The organism is Ruegeria sp. AP11 (assembly GCF_056535865.1).
On record NZ_JBQFJB010000001.1, the window covers coordinates 3,338,079 to 3,355,717 of the forward strand.

A 17,639-nucleotide genomic window follows, 5' to 3' on the forward strand; every position below is an offset into this window, starting at 1 on the left:
CCTTCTGCCACCTGGGCGTAGAGTTTTCCGCCTTTTCTCATCATGACTTGCTGGTATCGTCATGTGAGTTTGCCAGCATTGCCGGTGGGATGTTCCCGATGGCGCTGTGCGGTCTTTCTTTGTTGTAGTATCTACGCCGCTCCTCCATCTTTTCGCAAGCATCTGCCAGCGACAGGAACCAATGCATGTTCAGACACTCTGCTTTGAACTTGGAGTTAAATGCTTCGACGAAGGCGTTATCGATTGGTTTGCCTAGCGTGAGAAGTCGAGCGTGACACCATTGCACATATTATATCGTCATTCTTATACAGCCAAATCTGAACCAGTTCTTCGACATGTGTCACCTAAAGTGTCACCAATCGGAGCGCAATAACCAAGTAAGATATTATTAGAACATACTTTTTTGGACTGTATGGCGCACCTGAGAGGATTCGAACCTCTGGCCTCTGCCTTCGGAGGGCAGCGCTCTATCCAGCTGAGCTACAGGTGCCTTGGCCGTTAGCTACCCTCGTTCCGATCCGGGTGCAACTGCAAATGCGACCGGATCAGGCAAACAGATCATGCGCCAGTTCCAGCGCATCGATCAGAGTGTCGACCTCATCCGTGGTATTATAAAGCGCAAAGCTGGCGCGGCAGGTGGCGGTGACGCCCAGGTGGTCCATCAGCGGCCCGGCGCAATGGTGACCCGCACGCACGGCAACACCTTTTTTATCCAGAATGGTCGAAACGTCATGCGCGTGCCCTGCCCCGTCCAACGTGAAACTGAAGATCGCGGCCTTGTCGGCGGTCGTTCCCTGTACCTGCAGCCAGTTCAGCCCGGTCAGGCGTTGCATGGCATAATCGCGCAGCCCTGCCTCATGCGCGGCAATGTTCTCCATACCCAGATCCATCATGTAATCCAGCGCCACGCCCAGACCGATGGTCTGGACGATACCGGGGGTTCCGGCCTCGAACTTCATGGGCGGATCGTTGTAGATCACCTGATCTTCGGAGACTTCCTTGATCATGTCTCCACCGCCGATGAACGGGCGCATCTCGGCCATGCGGTCCGAACTGATGTAAATCGCACCTGACCCGGATGGACCATAGAGTTTGTGGCCGGTGATCGCATAAAAATCGCAGCCGATATCCTGCACATTGACCGGCATGTGAACCGCGCCCTGACTGCCGTCGACAAGAACCGGCACGCCCTTGGCGTGTGCGCCTTGCGTGATGGCTTTGACATCGACAACAGTCCCTAGCACGTTGGAGCAATGGGTCACCGCGACCAGTTTGGTTCTGGGCCCGATCGCGTCGATCACCGCTTGCGGGTCCAGATGACCCGCAGCATCCACATCCACCCATTTCAACACGACGCCCTGCCGTTCGCGCAGGAAATGCCAGGGCACGATATTGGCGTGATGCTCCATCACGCTCAGGACGATTTCGTCTCCGGCCTGCAGATGCGGCATGGCCCAGCCATAGGCGACCAGATTGATCCCCTCGGTCGTGCCGGAGTTCAATACGATCTCATTCTCGTCCGCAACGCCCAGAAACCGCGCGACTGTGCCCCGTACGGATTCGTATTTTTCGGTTGCAAGGTTGGACAAGTAATGCAGGCCGCGATGCACATTCGAATATTCATGAGCATAGGCCTGTGTGACCGCGTCGATCACCACCTGAGGTTTCTGCGCCGATGCGCCATTATCCAGATAGGTCAGCGGCTTGCCGTTCACCTGTCGTGACAAGATCGGAAAGTCAGCGCGGATTTTCTGCACGTCATACATGAACAGGAATTCCCTATACAGACCCGCCAGGGGTCAACCAAAGAACGAAGGGGATGGCCAGAACGCCTGCGATGAGCATCACCAGAAAGGATTTGCCAAGCGAGTCGAAGCGGTGCACTTCGTTCAGGAAATGCAGGGTGATGTAGAGGCTGAGGCCTAGCATCACCAGACTGGCCGGGAGGAACAGGAAGGGGGCGAAAGACGCGACCACAAGAATAACCGCCTGACCAGCGATCTGCAGTATTTGCAACCAGATCACCAGAGTCGCCACCTCATTGATCTCGCCCGCTCCACCCAGCATGCGGCCGACCAGTTGAAAGGTCACCACGCTGATCACGATGGCTGCGGCGGATACCAACAAGGTGCGCGACATTGGCACGGCCAGTTGCTGCATGTCAGCCGAAATCAGCGGCAGGATGATAGTCGATGCAGAGTGCACCAGCGCATTCAGAATCACCGCCAGAAAAAAAGCCAGCCACAGCACGTCGTTACCAAGCTTCATCGACAACAGACGTCGTGCGGCCCCTGCCGGGTTCGACAGGGTCAGAACGACCATTCTCATCAATAAGGCAGAGCTCATTCGGGCGCCCTTTGCGTTTGTCTCAGCCCCGAGAACCAGAACCAGACGAAAATCGCAACCCAGAACAAGCCGACCAGCGACTGTGTAGGCCCCGGACCGATGAACCCAGCCACCAAACCGTTCAGCAATACCAGGGGCGCCGACGCCAAAAGCGCCCAGAATAGGGCCAGACGAGCTCCATAACTGGTGCCTTTGCCGCCAAAGCCTCGTGCGACCAGATGGGTTACCCATGCCAGCAGGTAAAAGAGTAGCGGCAGAATGAAAACAGAACCCAGCAAGGCACCGCCCATCAGCATGTTCAGCTCTGCCCCTTCCAGATGGGCCTTGCGGGCAAGTCCCGGAAGTTGCGCGATAAAGCCGATCACGCAAAAGGCCATTACAAAGGCCAATGCACGGTCTTCACGTGGCCCCATATCCAACAGACGACGCACAACGCGCCCCGGTCCGCGATATGTGGCCACGATATCGGTTGTGACGGGCATCAGCTTCGGCGCGCCAACCAGCTTTCGAGACGTTCGACGATGACTTCGGCCAGTGCTTTGTCCTCGATCTCTTCCACGGCTTCCGCAAGGAAGGCCAGCGTCAGCATATCAGTCGCGTCCTTGACCGGAACGCCACGAGATCGCAGATAGAACAGCGCCGTTTCATCAATCGCGCCTGATGTTGAGCCGTGTGAACAGGCGACGTCATCGGCGTAGATCTCAAGCTCGGGCTTGGCGAGGAACTGGCTGTCGTCATCCAGCAGCAGAGACTGGCTGATCTGATAGCCATCCGTCTTCTGCGCGCCTTCTTTTACCAGGATCTTGCCCTGGAACACGCCAGTCGCGCCGTTGCGCAGAACCTTTTTGAACACCTGACGGCTTTCGCAGTTCACCGCATCATGAGTGATGAAAACCGTATCGTCATGGTGGAAATCGCCGTCGCCGACACAGGCGCCCGCCACATGCGCCACAGCGTCGTCTCCGGTCAGTTCGATAACCTGCTCATTGCGGGTCAGAACACCGTTCACCGTCAGAGTGAACGATTTATAAACCGACTCGTGCCCCATGCGCGTGAACATATGAGTCGCTGCGCGGCGCTGATGATCACGGCCTTGCGCGCGCACATGGTGCAACTTGCCGCCATCGGCGATGTCGATTTCCATACATTTGTTGAAACGCGACGCTGCGGGACCGTTTTCAAGAATCGTCACCTCAGCCCCGCTTTCGACCCGCACGATGTGGTGCAGGATCGCATCCGAGGTCTCGGATTCATGGCGATAGATCAGGCTGATCGGTTTCGATGGCTTTCCGGTGACGTGAATGGCCACACCGTCCGAGGCGAACGCGGTATTCAATGCCGCCAACGGCCGCTGAACCGGGTGTTGGCCTTTCGCTTCGAGAACGCCGTACAACTCTTTGGCCCAATGGATATCTTTGCAGCAGATATCCTCGAGACGGTCGATTTTCACCCCTTCCAACGAAAGGTCATCAGACTCATCCGGGCTGAACACACCGTCAATGAACACGATCTTGAGGCGATCAAATTCATTGAACATCAGTGGTTCATCATGATGAAATACTGCGGCGGTCGGGGCATCGGCCGTGGTCAGCGAATCCGGGCGGGTGTATTTCCAATACTCATCCCGACGACCGGGCAGACCCATTTCGCGTACACGTGCCAGTGCAGCCTCGCGCGCCTTGCGGGTGCATCCGGCGTCTGGCATCGACATCGATGCCAGCCGTTCCTCGGTTGCTGTCTGTTTTGCTTGGGGCAAAGCCATCAGTTCACCTCGGCCAGAATATCGGCATAACCGTTATGTTCCACTTCCAGCGCCAGCTCGGGGCCGCCGGTTTTCACGATGCGGCCGTCTGCCATAATGTGCACGACATCGGGTTTGATGTGATCCAGCAGGCGCTGATAGTGCGTAATCACAAGGAAGCCGCGCCCCTCGTCACGCAGCGCATTCACGCCTTCCGACACCAGCTTCATAGCATCGACATCCAGACCTGAATCGGTCTCGTCTAGGATGCACATCTTGGGTTCAAGCATCGCCATCTGCAGGATTTCGTTGCGTTTTTTCTCGCCGCCCGAGAAACCCACATTGACCGGGCGCTTCAGCATGTCCGCATCGATCTTCAGGGTCTTGGCCTTGGCACGCACTTCTTTCAGGAAGTCCGTAGCCGACAGTTCCTCCTGTCCGCGTGCCTTGCGTTGCGCGTTCACGGCAGTGCGCAGGAAGGTCATGTTGCCGACGCCCGGGATCTCGACCGGGTATTGGAATGCCAGAAACACACCCGCAGCCGCGCGCTCTTCCGGCTCCATCTCGAGCAGGTCTTCGCCAGCCAGCGTGGCCGAGCCTTCGGTCACCTCATAGCCATCGCGCCCGGACAGAACATAGCTGAGCGTCGACTTGCCCGAGCCGTTTGGCCCCATGATCGCATGCACCTTGCCGGCCTCGACCGTCAGATCGACACCTTTGAGGATTTGCTTGTCTTCTTCCTCAAGTTTTACGTGCAGGTTTTTAATTTCCAGCATTTTTTTACCTCGTAGATTTCGTGTCCATCCGTCGGATGGTTTTGTTCTGTGTTGTCGACAAAGCGCATGCAACGATGTCTGGCGCGGCAGAAAAACAGCCAGCGTCATGACAACTCAGCGATGTCGTGTTTCGGGTATGATTGGGTGCCGCACCCCAGACGCCACGCACCTGGGTGCAAGCGCTCAGTTGAACTCGATCGCAATGTGGAACAGTTGAATACTGTTCGGCACCGTTATTTGCTTTACGAAATCCACCCATTCCGGGCCGTAAACCACTTCGAACGCGTCGGGATAGGCCCACACTGCGTTGTGAAACGTGAAGGTGGTCAAAATCATCGCGAACGCGCTTGCTGACGCGAATTCCTTTTGATTGTTCTTCAACAAAAACGAGATCATGAAGACGACGCCACCGGCCAGCGCCAAGCCGATGAAATCCTGCCCGCCGCCGCCCGACTCGCCCGGAAGCCCGGCCAGTTGCAATTGCAGATAGCGAGACAGAAAGAACGCCCCGATCCCCAGAGCAAAAGCTCCGACGAATGCCAGCGGATAGGAGAGTCGGGTCCAGACCGTGTCGGGCCGTCGCTTTGGTGCCTGTTTTTTGGTTTCCAGAGCCCGCGCATTGATACGTTCGACGCGATCCTGAAAACTCGAAGCCTGCTCTTTGCTCATGGGCGCACTTATAAATTACACAATCGAAATCCTCCTGCTTGCTTAGCAAGGAGAATTTCGAAGGGCAATTCACAATCTCCGGGCGAACGGCATCCCGGGCCACCAAAGGCCCATCGCTGCTGCGCCCAGTGCGCCATGCGTCACCGATTATGATCGAACAGGTCTGCATTTTGCCTTAGCCGACCGAGCCTTCCAGTGAAATCGCCACCAATTGCTGCGCTTCCATGGCGAACTCCATCGGCAGCGCCTGCAGCACGTCCTTGCAGAACCCGTTGACGACCAGCGCCACCGCTTCTTCTTCGTCCATACCGCGCTGACGGCAATAGAACAGCTGATCGTCATCCACCTTGGATGTCGTCGCTTCGTGTTCCACGCGGGATGAGTTGTTCTTGACCTCGATATACGGAACCGTATGCGCGCCGCATTTGTCGCCGATCAACAGGCTGTCACACTGGGTATAGTTGCGGCTGTCCTTGGCCTTGGGGTGCATCGAGACCAGACCGCGATATGTGTTCTGCGCCTTGCCCGCGCTGATACCTTTCGACACGATGCGCGACTTGGTGTTCTTGCCCAGATGCACCATCTTGGTGCCGGTGTCAGCCTGCTGCATGTTGTTCGTGATCGCGATCGAGTAGAACTCACCCTGGCTGTCGTCACCGCGCAGGATGCAGGACGGGTATTTCCACGTCACGGCCGAACCGGTTTCGACCTGAGTCCACATCACCTTGGACCGGTCGCCTCGGCAATCGGCGCGTTTGGTCACGAAGTTATAAATGCCGCCTTTACCGTTCTCATCCCCGGGGAACCAGTTCTGAACGGTCGAATATTTCACCTCGGCATCTTCTTCGATGATGATCTCGACCACCGCCGCATGCAACTGCGCGGTATCGCGCTGCGGTGCGGTGCAGCCCTCCAGATAGGACACGTAAGACCCCTTGTCGGCGATGATCAGGGTGCGTTCGAACTGACCGGTGTTTTCCGCGTTAATGCGGAAATACGTGCTCAGTTCCATCGGGCAGCGCACGCCCGGCGGGATGTAGACGAAGGACCCGTCCGAGAACACGGCCGAATTCAGCGTGGCATAGAAGTTGTCTGATACCGGAACCACAGAGCCCAGATATTTCTTGACCAGTTCGGGATGCTCTCTGATCGCCTCAGAGATTGAGCAGAAAATGACGCCCGCCTTTTTCAGTTCGGCCTGAAAGGTCGTGCCAACCGAAACCGAGTCAAACACCGCGTCGACCGCAACCTTGCGGCCCTCGGCAGGAGCGTCCTCAGCGCCTTCGACGCCTGCCAGGATCATCTGCTCCTTCAGAGGAATGCCCAGCTTTTCATAGGTGGCCAGCAGCTTGGGATCGACCTCGTCCAGCGATTTTGGTTTCTCTTCCATCGATTTCGGGCGCGCATAATAATACTGGTCCTGAAAATCGATCTTGGGATAGCTGACCATGGCCCAGTTCGGCTCTTCCATCTGGGTCCAGCGCTCGAATGCAGCCAGACGCCATTCGGTCATCCATTCAGGTTCTTCATTCTTTTCCGAGATCAGACGAACGATGTCCGGATTCACGCCCTTCGGCGCGTATTCCATCTCGATATCGGTTTCCCAACCGTATTTGTAGGTGCTGACCTCGCGTACCGCATCAACGGTTTCCTGATCGACACCCTCTTTTACCTGGGTCTGGTCCAAAGCGGCCATCTGACACCCTCCGTCTGATCACGCGGCGCGCGCGCGATGCTTTTTCTCTTTTTCCAGCCACGTTTCTGCGAAACGCAACACATCTTCTTCCGTCGTTTGCGGGCCCAGCGAAACGCGGACCGCGCTTGAGGCCACCGCCTCATCAAATCCCATTGCCGTCAGAACCCGACTGGTCTTGACCTTGCCGCTGGAACAAGCGGACCCTGCGCTGATGGCAAAGCCCGACAAATCCATCTGCATTACCTGCGTTTCGCCTTTCCAGCCGGGCGTCGCAAAACACAGGGTATTCGGGAGTCGCTCCTGATCTTTCCCGACAAAAATAGTAGATTTAGAACCAGCCTCAAGAGCGTTTTCTAGAATATTTCTAAGTTCCCTGACATTTTCCCATACACCATCTGCCAGATCACGCTGAGCAGCCTCGGCAGCCGCGCCGAACCCGGCGATACCCACAAGGTTTTCGGTGCCCGATCTGCGCCCCATCTCCTGACCACCGCCGCTGGCCAAAGGCTCGATATCGAGACCTTGCCGTAAGATCAACGCACCCACACCTTTTGTTCCGCCAATCTTATGCGCCGACAGGATCGCCATATCGGCACCACTCCAGGTGAAAGAAAACGGGATACGCCCCACGGCCTGAGTTATGTCCAGCAACAGCCAATCCGCGCGCCGCGCCCCATAGGGCCACTGATTTTCCACCTTTTTGGGCGGCTGGGTAATGATCCCGGTCTCAGAATTCGCAAGCCCCATCGCCAGTGTGTGACCGGGGCCATACGGACGCTCGCCACAATGGGTCAGATCGAAATGCGACCACAGCGCATCGTGAGCAGTGGCATCGACAAACACGTCGCAACCTTCGGGGCGGTTTTCCAGAACCCGCGCGGCCTCGGTCGCGCCCGAGGTGAAAATGACCTCTTGCGGGCGACAGCCGACAGCCTCGGCCACCTGCGCCCTCGCGCGTTCGACGACCGCCTTCGCTGCCCGCCCCTCGGCATGAACCGATGATGGATTGCCCACCACATCCATCGCCGCCATCATGGCAGCCCGGGCCTCGGGCCGCAGCGGTGTTGTGGCGTTATGATCCAGATAAACCCGTTTCATAGATACATCTTTTTCTGTGCGCTCAGCGGTTGGTCGGTTGACGGCTTCATAGGATCAGTCGTCTACGACAGCAAACAGGCTAGGTACAGCCGGACAGGGCGCCAAATCGTTCCGGATCACATCTGACAGGCGGGTCTGGTGCAGGAAGACATAGACATTCGCACTCAGACTTTCCCACAAACGGTTGGTCAACGATTGCGCCCGGCTGCCCGAGGACCCACCCGAAGCACCTGCGCCCTTGTGCAATGCATCTACCGTTTCATCGACGGCTGCCAGAACCTCAACCACTCGAATATCCGACGCGGGGCGCGCCAGACGATACCCGCCGCCCGGCCCGCGCACCGAGCTGACCAGTTCGGCCCGCCGCAGTTTGACGAACAGCTGTTCGAGATAGGGAAGAGAAATATCCTGACGCTCGGATATCTCGCCAAGAGTCACCAGCTTGTCGGAAGACTGAAGTGCAATATCAGCAAGCGCAACCATCGCATAGCGGCCTTTGGTCGACAGCTTCATATCATTCCCTCTCGGCAAGTACGCGCGAAAACATTGACGCCGCTGCAGCCAGTGCGTATCTCCCACTGACAGCGTCTTTACGCGACATAGATGTAATTAGAACCGTTCTAAAGTACCCGACGATTACCGTCAAGATAGTCTCGGGTCAGATACGGCAAAAAACAGGACCAAAGCACACATGCCCGAGGTGATTTTTCCCGGACCCGAAGGCCGCCTGGAAGGCCGCTACCACCCGCAAAAGGAAAAAGACGCACCGATCGCCATCGTGCTGCACCCGCATCCTCAATTCGGCGGGACCATGAACAACAAGGTCGTCTATAACTTGCATTACGCCTTTTACAACATGGGCTTCACCGTCCTGCGCTTTAACTTCCGGGGCGTAGGTCGCAGCCAGGGCGAATATGATCAGGGCGTGGGCGAGCTGAGCGATGCGGCATCGGCGCTGGATTATCTGCAGTCGATGAACAACAACTCAAAACACTGCTGGGTCGCCGGATTTTCGTTTGGCGCGTGGATCGGAATGCAGCTGCTGATGCGCCGCCCCGAAATCACCGGCTTCATCAGCGTGTCGCCGCCCGCCAATATGTATGATTTCTCGTTCCTGGCCCCCTGCCCGTCTTCGGGTCTGATCATCAATGGTTCGGCCGACCGCGTAGCGCCGCCTGCCGACACCACCTCGTTGGTTGGTAAGCTGCACGAGCAGAAAGGCATCACCATCACTCATCACGAGGTCGAAGGTGCGGACCATTTCTTCCAGGATCGTCACATGGACACGCTAATGACCGACGTGACCGATTACGTGAAACGCCGTCTGACTGAGAACACCCGCTGATGTCGAACACCATCGATACCCTTGCGGCCAAATTGGCCGAAGACACGATCAAGGTTATGGATGAAATCGGCGAAGAGCGTTTTTTCGTCGAGGTCGGGGACGTTCTGGCGGCCGCATCGCAATCGCTGGAAGAGGCGTTCCTGACCGAAATCCGCGTCAGGCTGGCCGAGCGTAAGGCACGGCAGTACGTGGTCAAGAAGCTGTCCGAACATCGGTCAAAATTGAAAGCGATCGAAAAGCAATAAGCCAAAAAAAAAGGAGCCCGAGAGCTCCTTTTTCACAATCGTTCGGCGGACGCTTAAACTGGAACCCCGATATACCGATCAACACTTTGGGCTGCATCAATGTCGACGGACCCCCCGTCTGCAAGCCACCCGAGCGCCACGATCATTACCGAAACGATTATGACAGATTTTGCAAAAGTCGTCATTTTTGGAAACTCGTTAAGAAAACACACCATTAAACACGTAAAGTACTACCATGACATGCAATTCTCTGAATAGTCAGGTTTACCTGACCTTTGGTCAATTTAATCCAAATCGCAAACATGTTTCGAAATGCCCTGCCCGCGTCCCGCCGCTTGTGCTCAAACGCAGCCTAAAAACCCCACGAACAAGAGATCCATTTGCGCCCAGGATCTGCCCGATCCCGTCGCTGGCCTGATGGCCAAAACACTCGGTTCAACCGCATTGTAGAGGAGTCTGCAATCACCCGGTTCTGGCCCGCGCTTCCTGTCGTGCCTGGATACGGCTGCACCTTTTATCTTATGGCGCTGACGCACAGGGCCCTGCTGGTCGGGATTGTCTATTCGATCTGGTCCGGTCTTGGGATAGTTCTGATTGGTTTTCTGGTATTCGGACAACGCCTCGACTGGTCCGCGATCCTGGGGCTTAGCATGATTCTGAGTGGGTTTCTGATCATCCACCTGTTTTCCGCCACTGCCAGCCACTGACTGGCGGTTAGGGCTGGTATATTTCGCCGCACCACGTTATGCGCCGGGCAACTTCCCGTTCAAAGGCTGACCTCTCATGGACCTGCGCAATATCGCAATCATCGCTCACGTGGACCACGGCAAAACAACGCTGGTGGATGAGCTGCTCAAACAATCCGGTGCGTTCCGGGAAAATCAGGCCGTGGCGGAACGCGCCATGGACAGCAACGATCTCGAGCGCGAGCGCGGCATTACCATTCTGGCCAAGGCGACCTCGGTCGAGTGGAAAGATACCCGTATCAATATCGTAGACACCCCCGGCCACGCCGATTTCGGGGGTGAGGTGGAACGTATCCTGTCGATGGTCGACGGAGTCGTCCTGCTGGTCGACGCAGCTGAAGGGCCGATGCCACAGACCAAGTTCGTCACCTCCAAGGCGCTGGCACTGGGCCTGCGCCCGATCGTGGTTCTGAACAAGGTCGACAAACCCGATGCCGAGCCCGACCGGGCGCTGGACGAGTGCTTTGATCTCTTCGCCAATCTCGGCGCTGACGACGATCAGCTGGACTTTCCCGCCATGTACGCCTCGGGTCGTTCGGGTTGGGCAGATATGGAACTGGACGGGCCGCGCAAGGACCTGACCGCGCTGTTCGATCTGATCGTCGATCACGTCCCGGCTCCCAAGCAGATCGAGAAAAAGGACGAACCGTTCCGGATGCTCGCCACGACGCTTGGCAGCGATCCGTTCATCGGACGCATCCTGACCGGCCGCGTGGAAAGCGGCACACTGAAGGCAGGCGACAGCCTCAAGGCACTCAGCCGTGATGGCACCCTGATCGAAAACTTCCGCGCCTCGAAGATTCTGGCGTTCCGCGGTCTGGCACAACAGCCCATCGACGTGGCCGAAGCGGGTGACATCGTCACCATCGCCGGCATGAGCAAAGCCACCGTGGCGGATTCACTCGTCTCTCCACAAGTGGATGAGGCCCTGCCCGCCCAGCCCATCGATCCGCCGACCATCACCGTGACCTTCGGCATCAACGACTCGCCGCTGGCGGGCCGTGACGGCAAGAAGGTACAGTCCCGTGTGATCCGCGACCGCCTGATGAAAGAGGCCGAATCGAACGTCGCTATCCGCATCACCGACACCCCCGGTGGCGAGGCCTTCGAGGTTGCGGGCCGTGGCGAATTGCAGATGGGCGTACTGATCGAAAACATGCGCCGCGAAGGGTTCGAGCTCAGCATCTCGCGCCCGCAAGTTCTGTTCCGCGAGGAAGATGGCCAGCGGTTGGAACCCATCGAAGAAGTCACCATCGACGTGGATGACGAATATTCCGGCGCTGTAATCGAGAAAATCACCGGTGCGCGTAAAGGCGAACTGGCCGAGATGCGCCCTGCAGGCGCGGGTAAGACCCGCATCATCGCCCATGTCCCGTCGCGCGGGTTGATCGGCTATCATGGAGAGTTCCTGACCGACACTCGCGGCACCGGCGTTCTGAACCGCGTATTCCATGGCTGGGCCGCTCATAAGGGGCCGATTCCCGGTCGTCGGGCGGGCGTCCTGATCTCGATGGAGAACGGACAAGCTGTCGCCTATGCGCTTTGGAATCTTGAGGAACGTGGACGCATGTTCGTTGCGCCGCAAACGGATGTCTATCAGGGCATGGTGATCGGCGAGCATTCGCGCGACAACGACCTTGAGGTGAATCCGCTGAAGGGCAAAAAGCTGACAAACGTACGCGCCAGCGGCTCGGACGATGCTGTCCGTCTTACCCCGCATGTTCAGTTCTCGCTGGAAGAGGCCATCGCTTATATCGACGATGATGAGCTGGTCGAGGTGACACCGAATGCGGTGCGCCTGCGCAAACGCTACTTGGATCCGCACGAACGTAAAAGAATGTCCAAATCCGCGTAGGCCTTGCAGTAATCTGGTTCACAGTTTGGAAACAATGGCGCAATCGTGGCAATTTTGCGTCATATCCAAACACCTCCACGAAATGAGGGGCAGCCCGCGCATCAGGCTTACCCTTTGTTTTTATTAAATTTATATTTTCTCCTAGATATATCCGAACGAATCCGCCTCGCCTTCTCCTTGCAAAAACGACGGAATATTGATCACTTCATGTTCAAAATATGACGCCGCTTCTGTATATCGCGGTGTAGTTAACGAGTATTCAGGAGTGGCGCCATGCGCATCAAACCCAGACTGTTATCCATTGTTTTTCTTTCGGCGACATTGCCCGTTTTGGCGCCAACTTCAGCCAGCGCAATGTGCACCGTCGCGACCGCCAAACAGTCGGTATCGTCCAACACCCTTTGTGCTTGCGATGTCGTCAGTTCTCGGATGCTGAAATATATCCAGCGCAGGGCTGATTTCGAGTCCATCCTCGAACGGACTCTGCTTGATTGCCCCGGCTTCGCAGCAGTCCTGACGGACTTTCCAACTGCATCTATCGGATTTACGGATCAGCGGTCTGGCGATGGTCCAGCCGATGAAAATCAGCGCGGTGATGATGGAGCTACAAACAGTTCCAATTCAGGCAACGACGATCCGGACGACGATGATAAAGATCCCGGCGCAGACAACGATGGCGGCAAAGGCGGCGGTGGCAAAGGCGACGACGGCAAAGGCGACGACGGCAAAGGCGACGACGGCAAAGGCGACGACGACAAAGGCGACGACGGCAAAGGCGACGACGGCAAAGGCGACGACGGCAAAGGCGACGACGGCAAAGGCGACGACGGCAAAGGCGACGACGGCAAAGGCGACGACGGCAAAGGCGACGACGGCAAAGGCGACGACGGCAAAGGCGACGACGGCAAAGGCGACGACGGCAAAGGCGACGACGGCAAAGGCGACGACGGCAAAGGCGACGACGGCAAAGGCGACGACGGCAAAGGCGACGACGGCAAAGGCGGTGAACCGCAAACCTAGTTCAAGAGCCACGATAGTGCGGCCGAACACAGAAAAAGGCGATCAATCAGATCGCCTTTTTACGTCAATTACCGACGAATCTTGACTTGATGAGCGCTGTTTTTCAGCTTCGTCCGTAAACCCCAACCCAATTGCGCGGCTGCTTCGGATCTTGCATCCGCAGGAACAGATAGCGCGTTTCAGACCAGGGTTTGATCCGATTGGTCAGATTGTCCAGAACCAGATCCCCCTGGCTCGAACGATAGACCAGGACGGCATGAGAGTTTCGGCGCGTATCCAGAACCGTTGCGATCAATAGCTTGCGTGGATCGATGCCAGCCTGGATCAAATCCCGTTTCTTGAGCAACGCAAAATCCTCGCAATCACCACCCAATGACGTAGGGAGCGCCCAAAGTTCGCGGGTTTTGTACTGAATCTGATCGGTCACTTCACGCGTCGATGAATTCACACGACGATTGATCTTCTTGACCAGCTTCATTTCCTGTTCGCTGGGCATCGACGCTGCAGATTTTTGTGCGCAGGCCCAGGTATAATCCCGACACAGTTGGCGCGCACCCGAAGGTGGCGGCGAAGCGGCTCCGCTGGTGATGAATGCTGTGTCACGCGCATCCGCGCTCGACCCGAGCAACATTGAGCTGCACACCATCGCAGCAGCGGCGCAGCCGGCGCCAAACCGAACGATACGATGTCCAACGGTCTTCAATGTCGTTCCTAGCCGCGCCATTCCTGTCCCTCGAGCACTGTTCAAACCAATCGATTGGCGTGACGCAGAACCCTATCTGTTGCTTGGGAAATATCCGTAAACGAGGGGCAGCACGCAATCCTTGTTGAAGCTGGGGGGAAAAAGCGGCGGAAATTCGTCATATTTTGTGACCATTTCCGCGCCAGATCATGGCGCGTTGGTCACAATCAGAAAGCTAAATACAACAAGAACGCCGCATAACACGTTGTAATTATTAACTATAAGAAGATCATTTGCGTGAAAAAATTGAACGCGCAGTCGATGCTGCGCGCCCATAGATCACTTAACTGTCAGGTGTCGACACACCCGAGTGATTCTCATTCGGTGGTTTCGACGACCATCAGCTCGCGCTCGCTGGCGCCACGGGCGTGGTCAAGTGCCTCTTGGTATTCGGGGGAATGATAACAATCCACCGCCGCCTCAAGCGAGGGGAACCGCGCTACGACATTGCGTGGCCGCTCCTTTCCCTCGAGCTGAACGAAGCGCGCGGCGCGGGCGATGAATTCACCACCATGTGCCGCAATCGCCGGACCAGCGAGTTCTGCATACTTTCCATACGCTTCGGCATCCGTCACCGTCACATGTGCGATCCAGAGTGCTGGCATCTTATCCTCCCAAAACCTGTTCGGCGGCCTTGATGGCCGCATCCGCGTTCGATGCGTCTCTGCCGCCCCCCTGTGCCATATCGGGACGGCCCCCGCCGCCTTTACCGCCCAGTTCCGCCACGGCAGCTTTGACCAGATCAACCGCCGACACCTTGTCTGTCAGGTCAGGGGTCACACCCGCAGCGACCGCCGCCTTACCGCCCGTATCGGCGATCAGCAGTACCGCGCCTGTTCCCAGGCGGCTTTTATGTTCATCAATCAGAGCGGGCAGATCCTTGCCGGACACACCGGTCAGAGCCTGCGCCAAAAACGAAACGCCATTCACCTGTCGGGCCTCGGCACCACTGCCCTGCCCCGCGCCACCGGCCATCGCCAGATCACGGCGCAGCTGAGCCACTTCGTTCTGCAGCGCCTTGCGTTCATCCATCAGGGATTTCACACGCGCCACTACGTCGTCCGGCTGCGCCTTCAGCTCAAGCGCAATCGCGCCCAGACGTTGGTCCTGTGCAGAGAGGTATTTGAACGCTTCATCACCGGTCAGCGCTTCGATCCGCCGCACACCTGCACTGCTGGCACTGTCGCCCAGCACCACAAATGTTCCAATATCACCGGTCTGACGGACATGGGTGCCGCCGCACAGTTCAATCGACCAGGTCTCGCCATCCTGCCCTTTGCCGGTGGGGGCCTTGCCCATCGAAACCACACGCACCTCGTCGCCGTATTTCTCGCCAAACAACGCCTGCGCACCCAGCGCACGTGCGTCATCCGGCGTCATGATACGGGTCTCGACGCTGGAATTCTGACGAATGAACGCGTTCACCTCGCGCTCGACCTTCTGAATTTCCTCCAAAGTCAAAGCCTTGGAGTGGCTGAAGTCGAACCGCAGACGCTCAGCGGCATTCAGCGAGCCCCGCTGTGCAACGTGATCGCCAAGCGTTTCGCGCAGCGCTTCATGCAGCAGGTGTGTGGCCGAATGGTTGGCGCGGATGGCCGTGCGGCGGGCATGATCGACCTCAAGTTCAACCGCGTCGCCCTTGGACAGAACGCCCTGATCCACGGTGATCTTGTGCGCATAGACCTTACCATCCGCAAATTTCCGGGTATCTTCGACGCGTGAAACATCCGAACGCTCTTCCAGGCGCCGGATCTCACCTGCGTCGCCGATCTGACCACCCGCCTCGCCATAAAACGGGGTCTGGTTCACGACGACCCATCCGGAACCGCCCTGATCGATCTTGTCCACCAATGCGCCGTCAACGATAAGCGCGGCCACCTGTCCTTCGGCTTTTTCGGTGTCGTACCCCAGGAAATCCGTGGCCCCGGCGGCGTCCAATACGTCGAACCATACAGCCTGGTCAGCCGCTTCCCCGGAACCGGACCATGCGGCGCGGGCCTTGGCCTTCTGCTCGGCCATAGCGGCATCGAACCCATCGGTATCGACGGTCCGGCCCTTTTCACGCAGGGCATCCTGCGTCAGGTCCAGCGGAAAGCCATAGGTGTCGTAGAGCTTGAAGGCCGCATCACCCGGCAAAGCCGCACCTTCGGGAAGGCCCGCAACCTCGTCGTCCAGCAGCTTGAGACCGCGGTCGAGGGTCTGCTTGAAACGCGTTTCCTCAAGCAAAAGCGTCTCTTCGATCAGAGCCTGCGCCTGTCCCAATTCGGAATACTGTGCACCCATCAACTGAACGAGGGATGGCACCAATCGGTGCATCACCGGATCCTTCACGCCCAATAGATGTGCATGGCGCATCGCGCGGCGCATGATGCGGCGCAGGACATAGCCGCGCCCGTCATTGCTGGGCATCACCCCATCCGCAATCAGGAACGAGGTCGAGCGCAGGTGGTCCGCAATCACCCGGTGATGCACATTCTGATCGCCATAAGGATCAACCCCGGTGGCATCCGCCGACGCCTCGATCAGTGTCTTGAACAGGTCGGTGTCATAGTTGTCATGGCTGCCCTGAAGCAGAGCGCCGATCCGCTCCAGCCCCATACCGGTATCGATCGACTGCATGTCGAGTTCAACCATCGAGCCGTCCTCGAATTGCTCGTTCTGCATGAAAACGATGTTCCAGATCTCGATGAACCGGTCCCCGTCTTCCTCGGCCGAGCCCGGAGGGCCACCCCAGATGTGGTCGCCATGGTCATAGAAGATCTCGGTACACGGGCCGCAGGGGCCGGTCGGGCCCATCTGCCAGAAGTTGTCATTGGTGGCGATACGAATGATCCGATCTTCGGGCACGCCGACTTTTTTCCAGATCTCAAAGGCTTCATCATCCGTATGATAGACGGTGGTCAGCAGACGGTCTTTGTCGATGCCGAATTCCTTGGTGATCAGCTCCCACGCGAAAGGGATGGCATCGTGCTTGAAATAGTCTCCGAACGAGAAATTTCCCAGCATTTCAAAGAATGTATGGTGGCGCGCTGTATAACCAACGTTGTCCAGATCGTTGTGCTTGCCGCCAGCGCGCACACATTTCTGCGCCGTAGTGGCACGGCTATAGTCGCGTGTTTCCAGACCCGTAAACAGGTTCTTGAACTGCACCATGCCCGAGTTCACGAACATCAGGGTCGGGTCATTGCGGGGAACAAGCGGGCTGGACGCCACGACTTCATGGCCCTGCTTGGCGAAGTAGTTCAGAAAAGTTGATCGGATATCGTTCAGCGTGGGCATTTGGGCTCTCTCGGCGCACATTCATATGGGTCTGCGAAGGTTTAGCCCTCCACCTCGGGAGTGTCCACAGCGTTGGCCACT

18 protein-coding genes, 1 tRNA gene and 1 pseudogene are annotated in these 17,639 nt (G+C 57.4%); 4 read left to right on the forward strand and 16 right to left on the reverse strand.

The window, feature by feature from the left end; all coding sequences use genetic code 11:
* Nucleotides 1–40: 40 nt before the first annotated feature.
* The 11 genes and pseudogenes from ACR3E4_RS16685 to iscR all read right to left on the reverse strand — a co-directional run.
* Nucleotides 41–279 (reverse strand): annotated as a pseudogene (locus ACR3E4_RS16685) (integrase core domain-containing protein); the annotation flags it as partial.
* Nucleotides 280–413: 134 nt separating this feature from the next.
* A tRNA-Arg gene (locus tag ACR3E4_RS16690) sits at nucleotides 414–490 on the reverse strand.
* Between the two features lie 55 nt (nucleotides 491–545).
* Nucleotides 546–1,766, reverse strand: a complete 1,221-nt coding sequence (locus ACR3E4_RS16695; RefSeq protein ID WP_480536569.1) for a cysteine desulfurase — start codon at nucleotides 1,764–1,766, stop codon at nucleotides 546–548.
* A 13-nt stretch (nucleotides 1,767–1,779) separates the two neighbouring features.
* Nucleotides 1,780–2,346, reverse strand: a complete 567-nt coding sequence (locus tag ACR3E4_RS16700; protein ID WP_480536568.1) for a Yip1 family protein — start codon at nucleotides 2,344–2,346, stop codon at nucleotides 1,780–1,782.
* On the reverse strand, nucleotides 2,343–2,828 hold the full coding sequence (locus tag ACR3E4_RS16705) for a YIP1 family protein (RefSeq protein WP_480536566.1): 486 nt from the start codon (nucleotides 2,826–2,828) through the stop codon (nucleotides 2,343–2,345). Before ACR3E4_RS16705 ends, ACR3E4_RS16700 begins: the two co-directional genes overlap by 4 nt.
* A complete protein-coding gene (gene sufD / locus ACR3E4_RS16710; protein ID WP_480536565.1) occupies nucleotides 2,828–4,108 on the reverse strand; it encodes a Fe-S cluster assembly protein SufD in 1,281 nt (426 codons plus the stop codon). The genes ACR3E4_RS16705 and sufD overlap by 1 nt, the downstream gene beginning before the upstream one ends.
* Nucleotides 4,108–4,863: a Fe-S cluster assembly ATPase SufC gene (gene sufC, locus ACR3E4_RS16715; protein WP_480536564.1), complete on the reverse strand. Its 756-nt coding sequence runs from the start codon at nucleotides 4,861–4,863 to the stop codon at nucleotides 4,108–4,110. The genes sufD and sufC overlap by 1 nt, the downstream gene beginning before the upstream one ends.
* Before the next feature lie 183 nt (nucleotides 4,864–5,046).
* The gene (locus tag ACR3E4_RS16720; RefSeq protein WP_480536562.1) at nucleotides 5,047–5,532 is read right to left on the reverse strand and encodes a hypothetical protein; all 486 of its coding nucleotides are present in this window, start codon (nucleotides 5,530–5,532) and stop codon (nucleotides 5,047–5,049) included.
* A gap of 175 nt (nucleotides 5,533–5,707) precedes the next feature.
* Nucleotides 5,708–7,228 (reverse strand): Fe-S cluster assembly protein SufB, encoded by a 1,521-nt coding sequence (gene sufB, locus ACR3E4_RS16725; RefSeq protein ID WP_480536561.1) that lies wholly within the window; start codon nucleotides 7,226–7,228, stop codon nucleotides 5,708–5,710.
* A gap of 18 nt (nucleotides 7,229–7,246) precedes the next feature.
* Nucleotides 7,247–8,326: a cysteine desulfurase family protein gene (locus ACR3E4_RS16730; protein ID WP_480536560.1), complete on the reverse strand. Its 1,080-nt coding sequence runs from the start codon at nucleotides 8,324–8,326 to the stop codon at nucleotides 7,247–7,249.
* Nucleotides 8,327–8,380: 54 nt separating this feature from the next.
* On the reverse strand, nucleotides 8,381–8,839 hold the full coding sequence (gene iscR, locus ACR3E4_RS16735; RefSeq protein ID WP_480536558.1) for a Fe-S cluster assembly transcriptional regulator IscR: 459 nt from the start codon (nucleotides 8,837–8,839) through the stop codon (nucleotides 8,381–8,383).
* Between the two features lie 178 nt (nucleotides 8,840–9,017).
* Here iscR and ACR3E4_RS16740 point away from each other — a divergent pair, with 178 nt between their 5' ends.
* From ACR3E4_RS16740 to typA, 4 genes are all read left to right on the forward strand, one after another.
* Complete coding sequence (locus tag ACR3E4_RS16740; protein ID WP_480469767.1) at nucleotides 9,018–9,671, forward strand: alpha/beta hydrolase; 654 nt, start codon at nucleotides 9,018–9,020, stop codon at nucleotides 9,669–9,671.
* Entirely contained in the window at nucleotides 9,671–9,916 is a 246-nt protein-coding gene (locus ACR3E4_RS16745) for a hypothetical protein (protein ID WP_480536557.1), read from the forward strand. Before ACR3E4_RS16740 ends, ACR3E4_RS16745 begins: the two co-directional genes overlap by 1 nt.
* A gap of 380 nt (nucleotides 9,917–10,296) precedes the next feature.
* Nucleotides 10,297–10,623, forward strand: coding sequence for an SMR family transporter (locus tag ACR3E4_RS16750; RefSeq protein WP_480536555.1), 327 nt, complete (start codon nucleotides 10,297–10,299; stop codon nucleotides 10,621–10,623).
* Between the two features lie 76 nt (nucleotides 10,624–10,699).
* Nucleotides 10,700–12,517, forward strand: coding sequence for a translational GTPase TypA (gene typA / locus ACR3E4_RS16755; protein ID WP_480536554.1), 1,818 nt, complete (start codon nucleotides 10,700–10,702; stop codon nucleotides 12,515–12,517).
* 248 nt (nucleotides 12,518–12,765) lie between these two features.
* Here the strand turns inward: typA and ACR3E4_RS16760 are convergent, their stop codons facing one another.
* The 5 genes from ACR3E4_RS16760 to alaS all read right to left on the reverse strand — a co-directional run bounded on the left by ACR3E4_RS16760 (nucleotide 12,766) and on the right by alaS (nucleotide 17,558).
* Entirely contained in the window at nucleotides 12,766–12,987 is a 222-nt protein-coding gene (locus ACR3E4_RS16760) for a hypothetical protein (RefSeq protein ID WP_480567096.1), read from the reverse strand.
* Nucleotides 12,988–13,138: 151 nt separating this feature from the next.
* Nucleotides 13,139–13,549, reverse strand: a complete 411-nt coding sequence (locus tag ACR3E4_RS16765; protein WP_480567097.1) for a hypothetical protein — start codon at nucleotides 13,547–13,549, stop codon at nucleotides 13,139–13,141.
* Nucleotides 13,550–13,640: 91 nt separating this feature from the next.
* Entirely contained in the window at nucleotides 13,641–14,168 is a 528-nt protein-coding gene (locus ACR3E4_RS16770) for a transglutaminase-like cysteine peptidase (RefSeq protein WP_480532338.1), read from the reverse strand.
* A gap of 428 nt (nucleotides 14,169–14,596) precedes the next feature.
* Nucleotides 14,597–14,884 carry a DUF1330 domain-containing protein gene (locus tag ACR3E4_RS16775; RefSeq protein WP_480532336.1) on the reverse strand — a complete coding sequence of 96 codons (288 nt, stop codon included), beginning with the start codon at nucleotides 14,882–14,884 and terminating at the stop codon, nucleotides 14,597–14,599.
* A gap of 1 nt (nucleotide 14,885) precedes the next feature.
* The gene (gene alaS, locus ACR3E4_RS16780) at nucleotides 14,886–17,558 is read right to left on the reverse strand and encodes an alanine--tRNA ligase (protein WP_480532334.1); all 2,673 of its coding nucleotides are present in this window, start codon (nucleotides 17,556–17,558) and stop codon (nucleotides 14,886–14,888) included.
* Nucleotides 17,559–17,639 lie beyond the last annotated feature (81 nt).

What these genes read in the sequence shown, in the direction of transcription:
- ACR3E4_RS16695 (WP_480536569.1), bottom strand. Translation starts at nt 1,766, where the DNA reads ATGTATGACGTGCAGAAAATCCGCGCTGACTTTCCGATCTTGTCACGA.
- ACR3E4_RS16700 (WP_480536568.1), bottom strand. Translation starts at nt 2,346, where the DNA reads ATGAGCTCTGCCTTATTGATGAGAATGGTCGTTCTGACCCTGTCGAAC.
- ACR3E4_RS16705 (WP_480536566.1), bottom strand. Translation starts at nt 2,828, where the DNA reads ATGCCCGTCACAACCGATATCGTGGCCACATATCGCGGACCGGGGCGC.
- sufD (WP_480536565.1), bottom strand. Translation starts at nt 4,108, where the DNA reads ATGGCTTTGCCCCAAGCAAAACAGACAGCAACCGAGGAACGGCTGGCA.
- sufC (WP_480536564.1), bottom strand. Translation starts at nt 4,863, where the DNA reads ATGCTGGAAATTAAAAACCTGCACGTAAAACTTGAGGAAGAAGACAAG.
- ACR3E4_RS16720 (WP_480536562.1), bottom strand. Translation starts at nt 5,532, where the DNA reads ATGAGCAAAGAGCAGGCTTCGAGTTTTCAGGATCGCGTCGAACGTATC.
- sufB (WP_480536561.1), bottom strand. Translation starts at nt 7,228, where the DNA reads ATGGCCGCTTTGGACCAGACCCAGGTAAAAGAGGGTGTCGATCAGGAA.
- ACR3E4_RS16730 (WP_480536560.1), bottom strand. Translation starts at nt 8,326, where the DNA reads ATGAAACGGGTTTATCTGGATCATAACGCCACAACACCGCTGCGGCCC.
- iscR (WP_480536558.1), bottom strand. Translation starts at nt 8,839, where the DNA reads ATGAAGCTGTCGACCAAAGGCCGCTATGCGATGGTTGCGCTTGCTGAT.
- ACR3E4_RS16740 (WP_480469767.1), top strand. Translation starts at nt 9,018, where the DNA reads ATGCCCGAGGTGATTTTTCCCGGACCCGAAGGCCGCCTGGAAGGCCGC.
- ACR3E4_RS16745 (WP_480536557.1), top strand. Translation starts at nt 9,671, where the DNA reads ATGTCGAACACCATCGATACCCTTGCGGCCAAATTGGCCGAAGACACG.
- typA (WP_480536554.1), top strand. Translation starts at nt 10,700, where the DNA reads ATGGACCTGCGCAATATCGCAATCATCGCTCACGTGGACCACGGCAAA.
- ACR3E4_RS16760 (WP_480567096.1), bottom strand. Translation starts at nt 12,987, where the DNA reads ATGGACTCGAAATCAGCCCTGCGCTGGATATATTTCAGCATCCGAGAA.
- ACR3E4_RS16770 (WP_480532338.1), bottom strand. Translation starts at nt 14,168, where the DNA reads ATGTTGCTCGGGTCGAGCGCGGATGCGCGTGACACAGCATTCATCACC.
- ACR3E4_RS16775 (WP_480532336.1), bottom strand. Translation starts at nt 14,884, where the DNA reads ATGCCAGCACTCTGGATCGCACATGTGACGGTGACGGATGCCGAAGCG.
- alaS (WP_480532334.1), bottom strand. Translation starts at nt 17,558, where the DNA reads ATGCCCACGCTGAACGATATCCGATCAACTTTTCTGAACTACTTCGCC.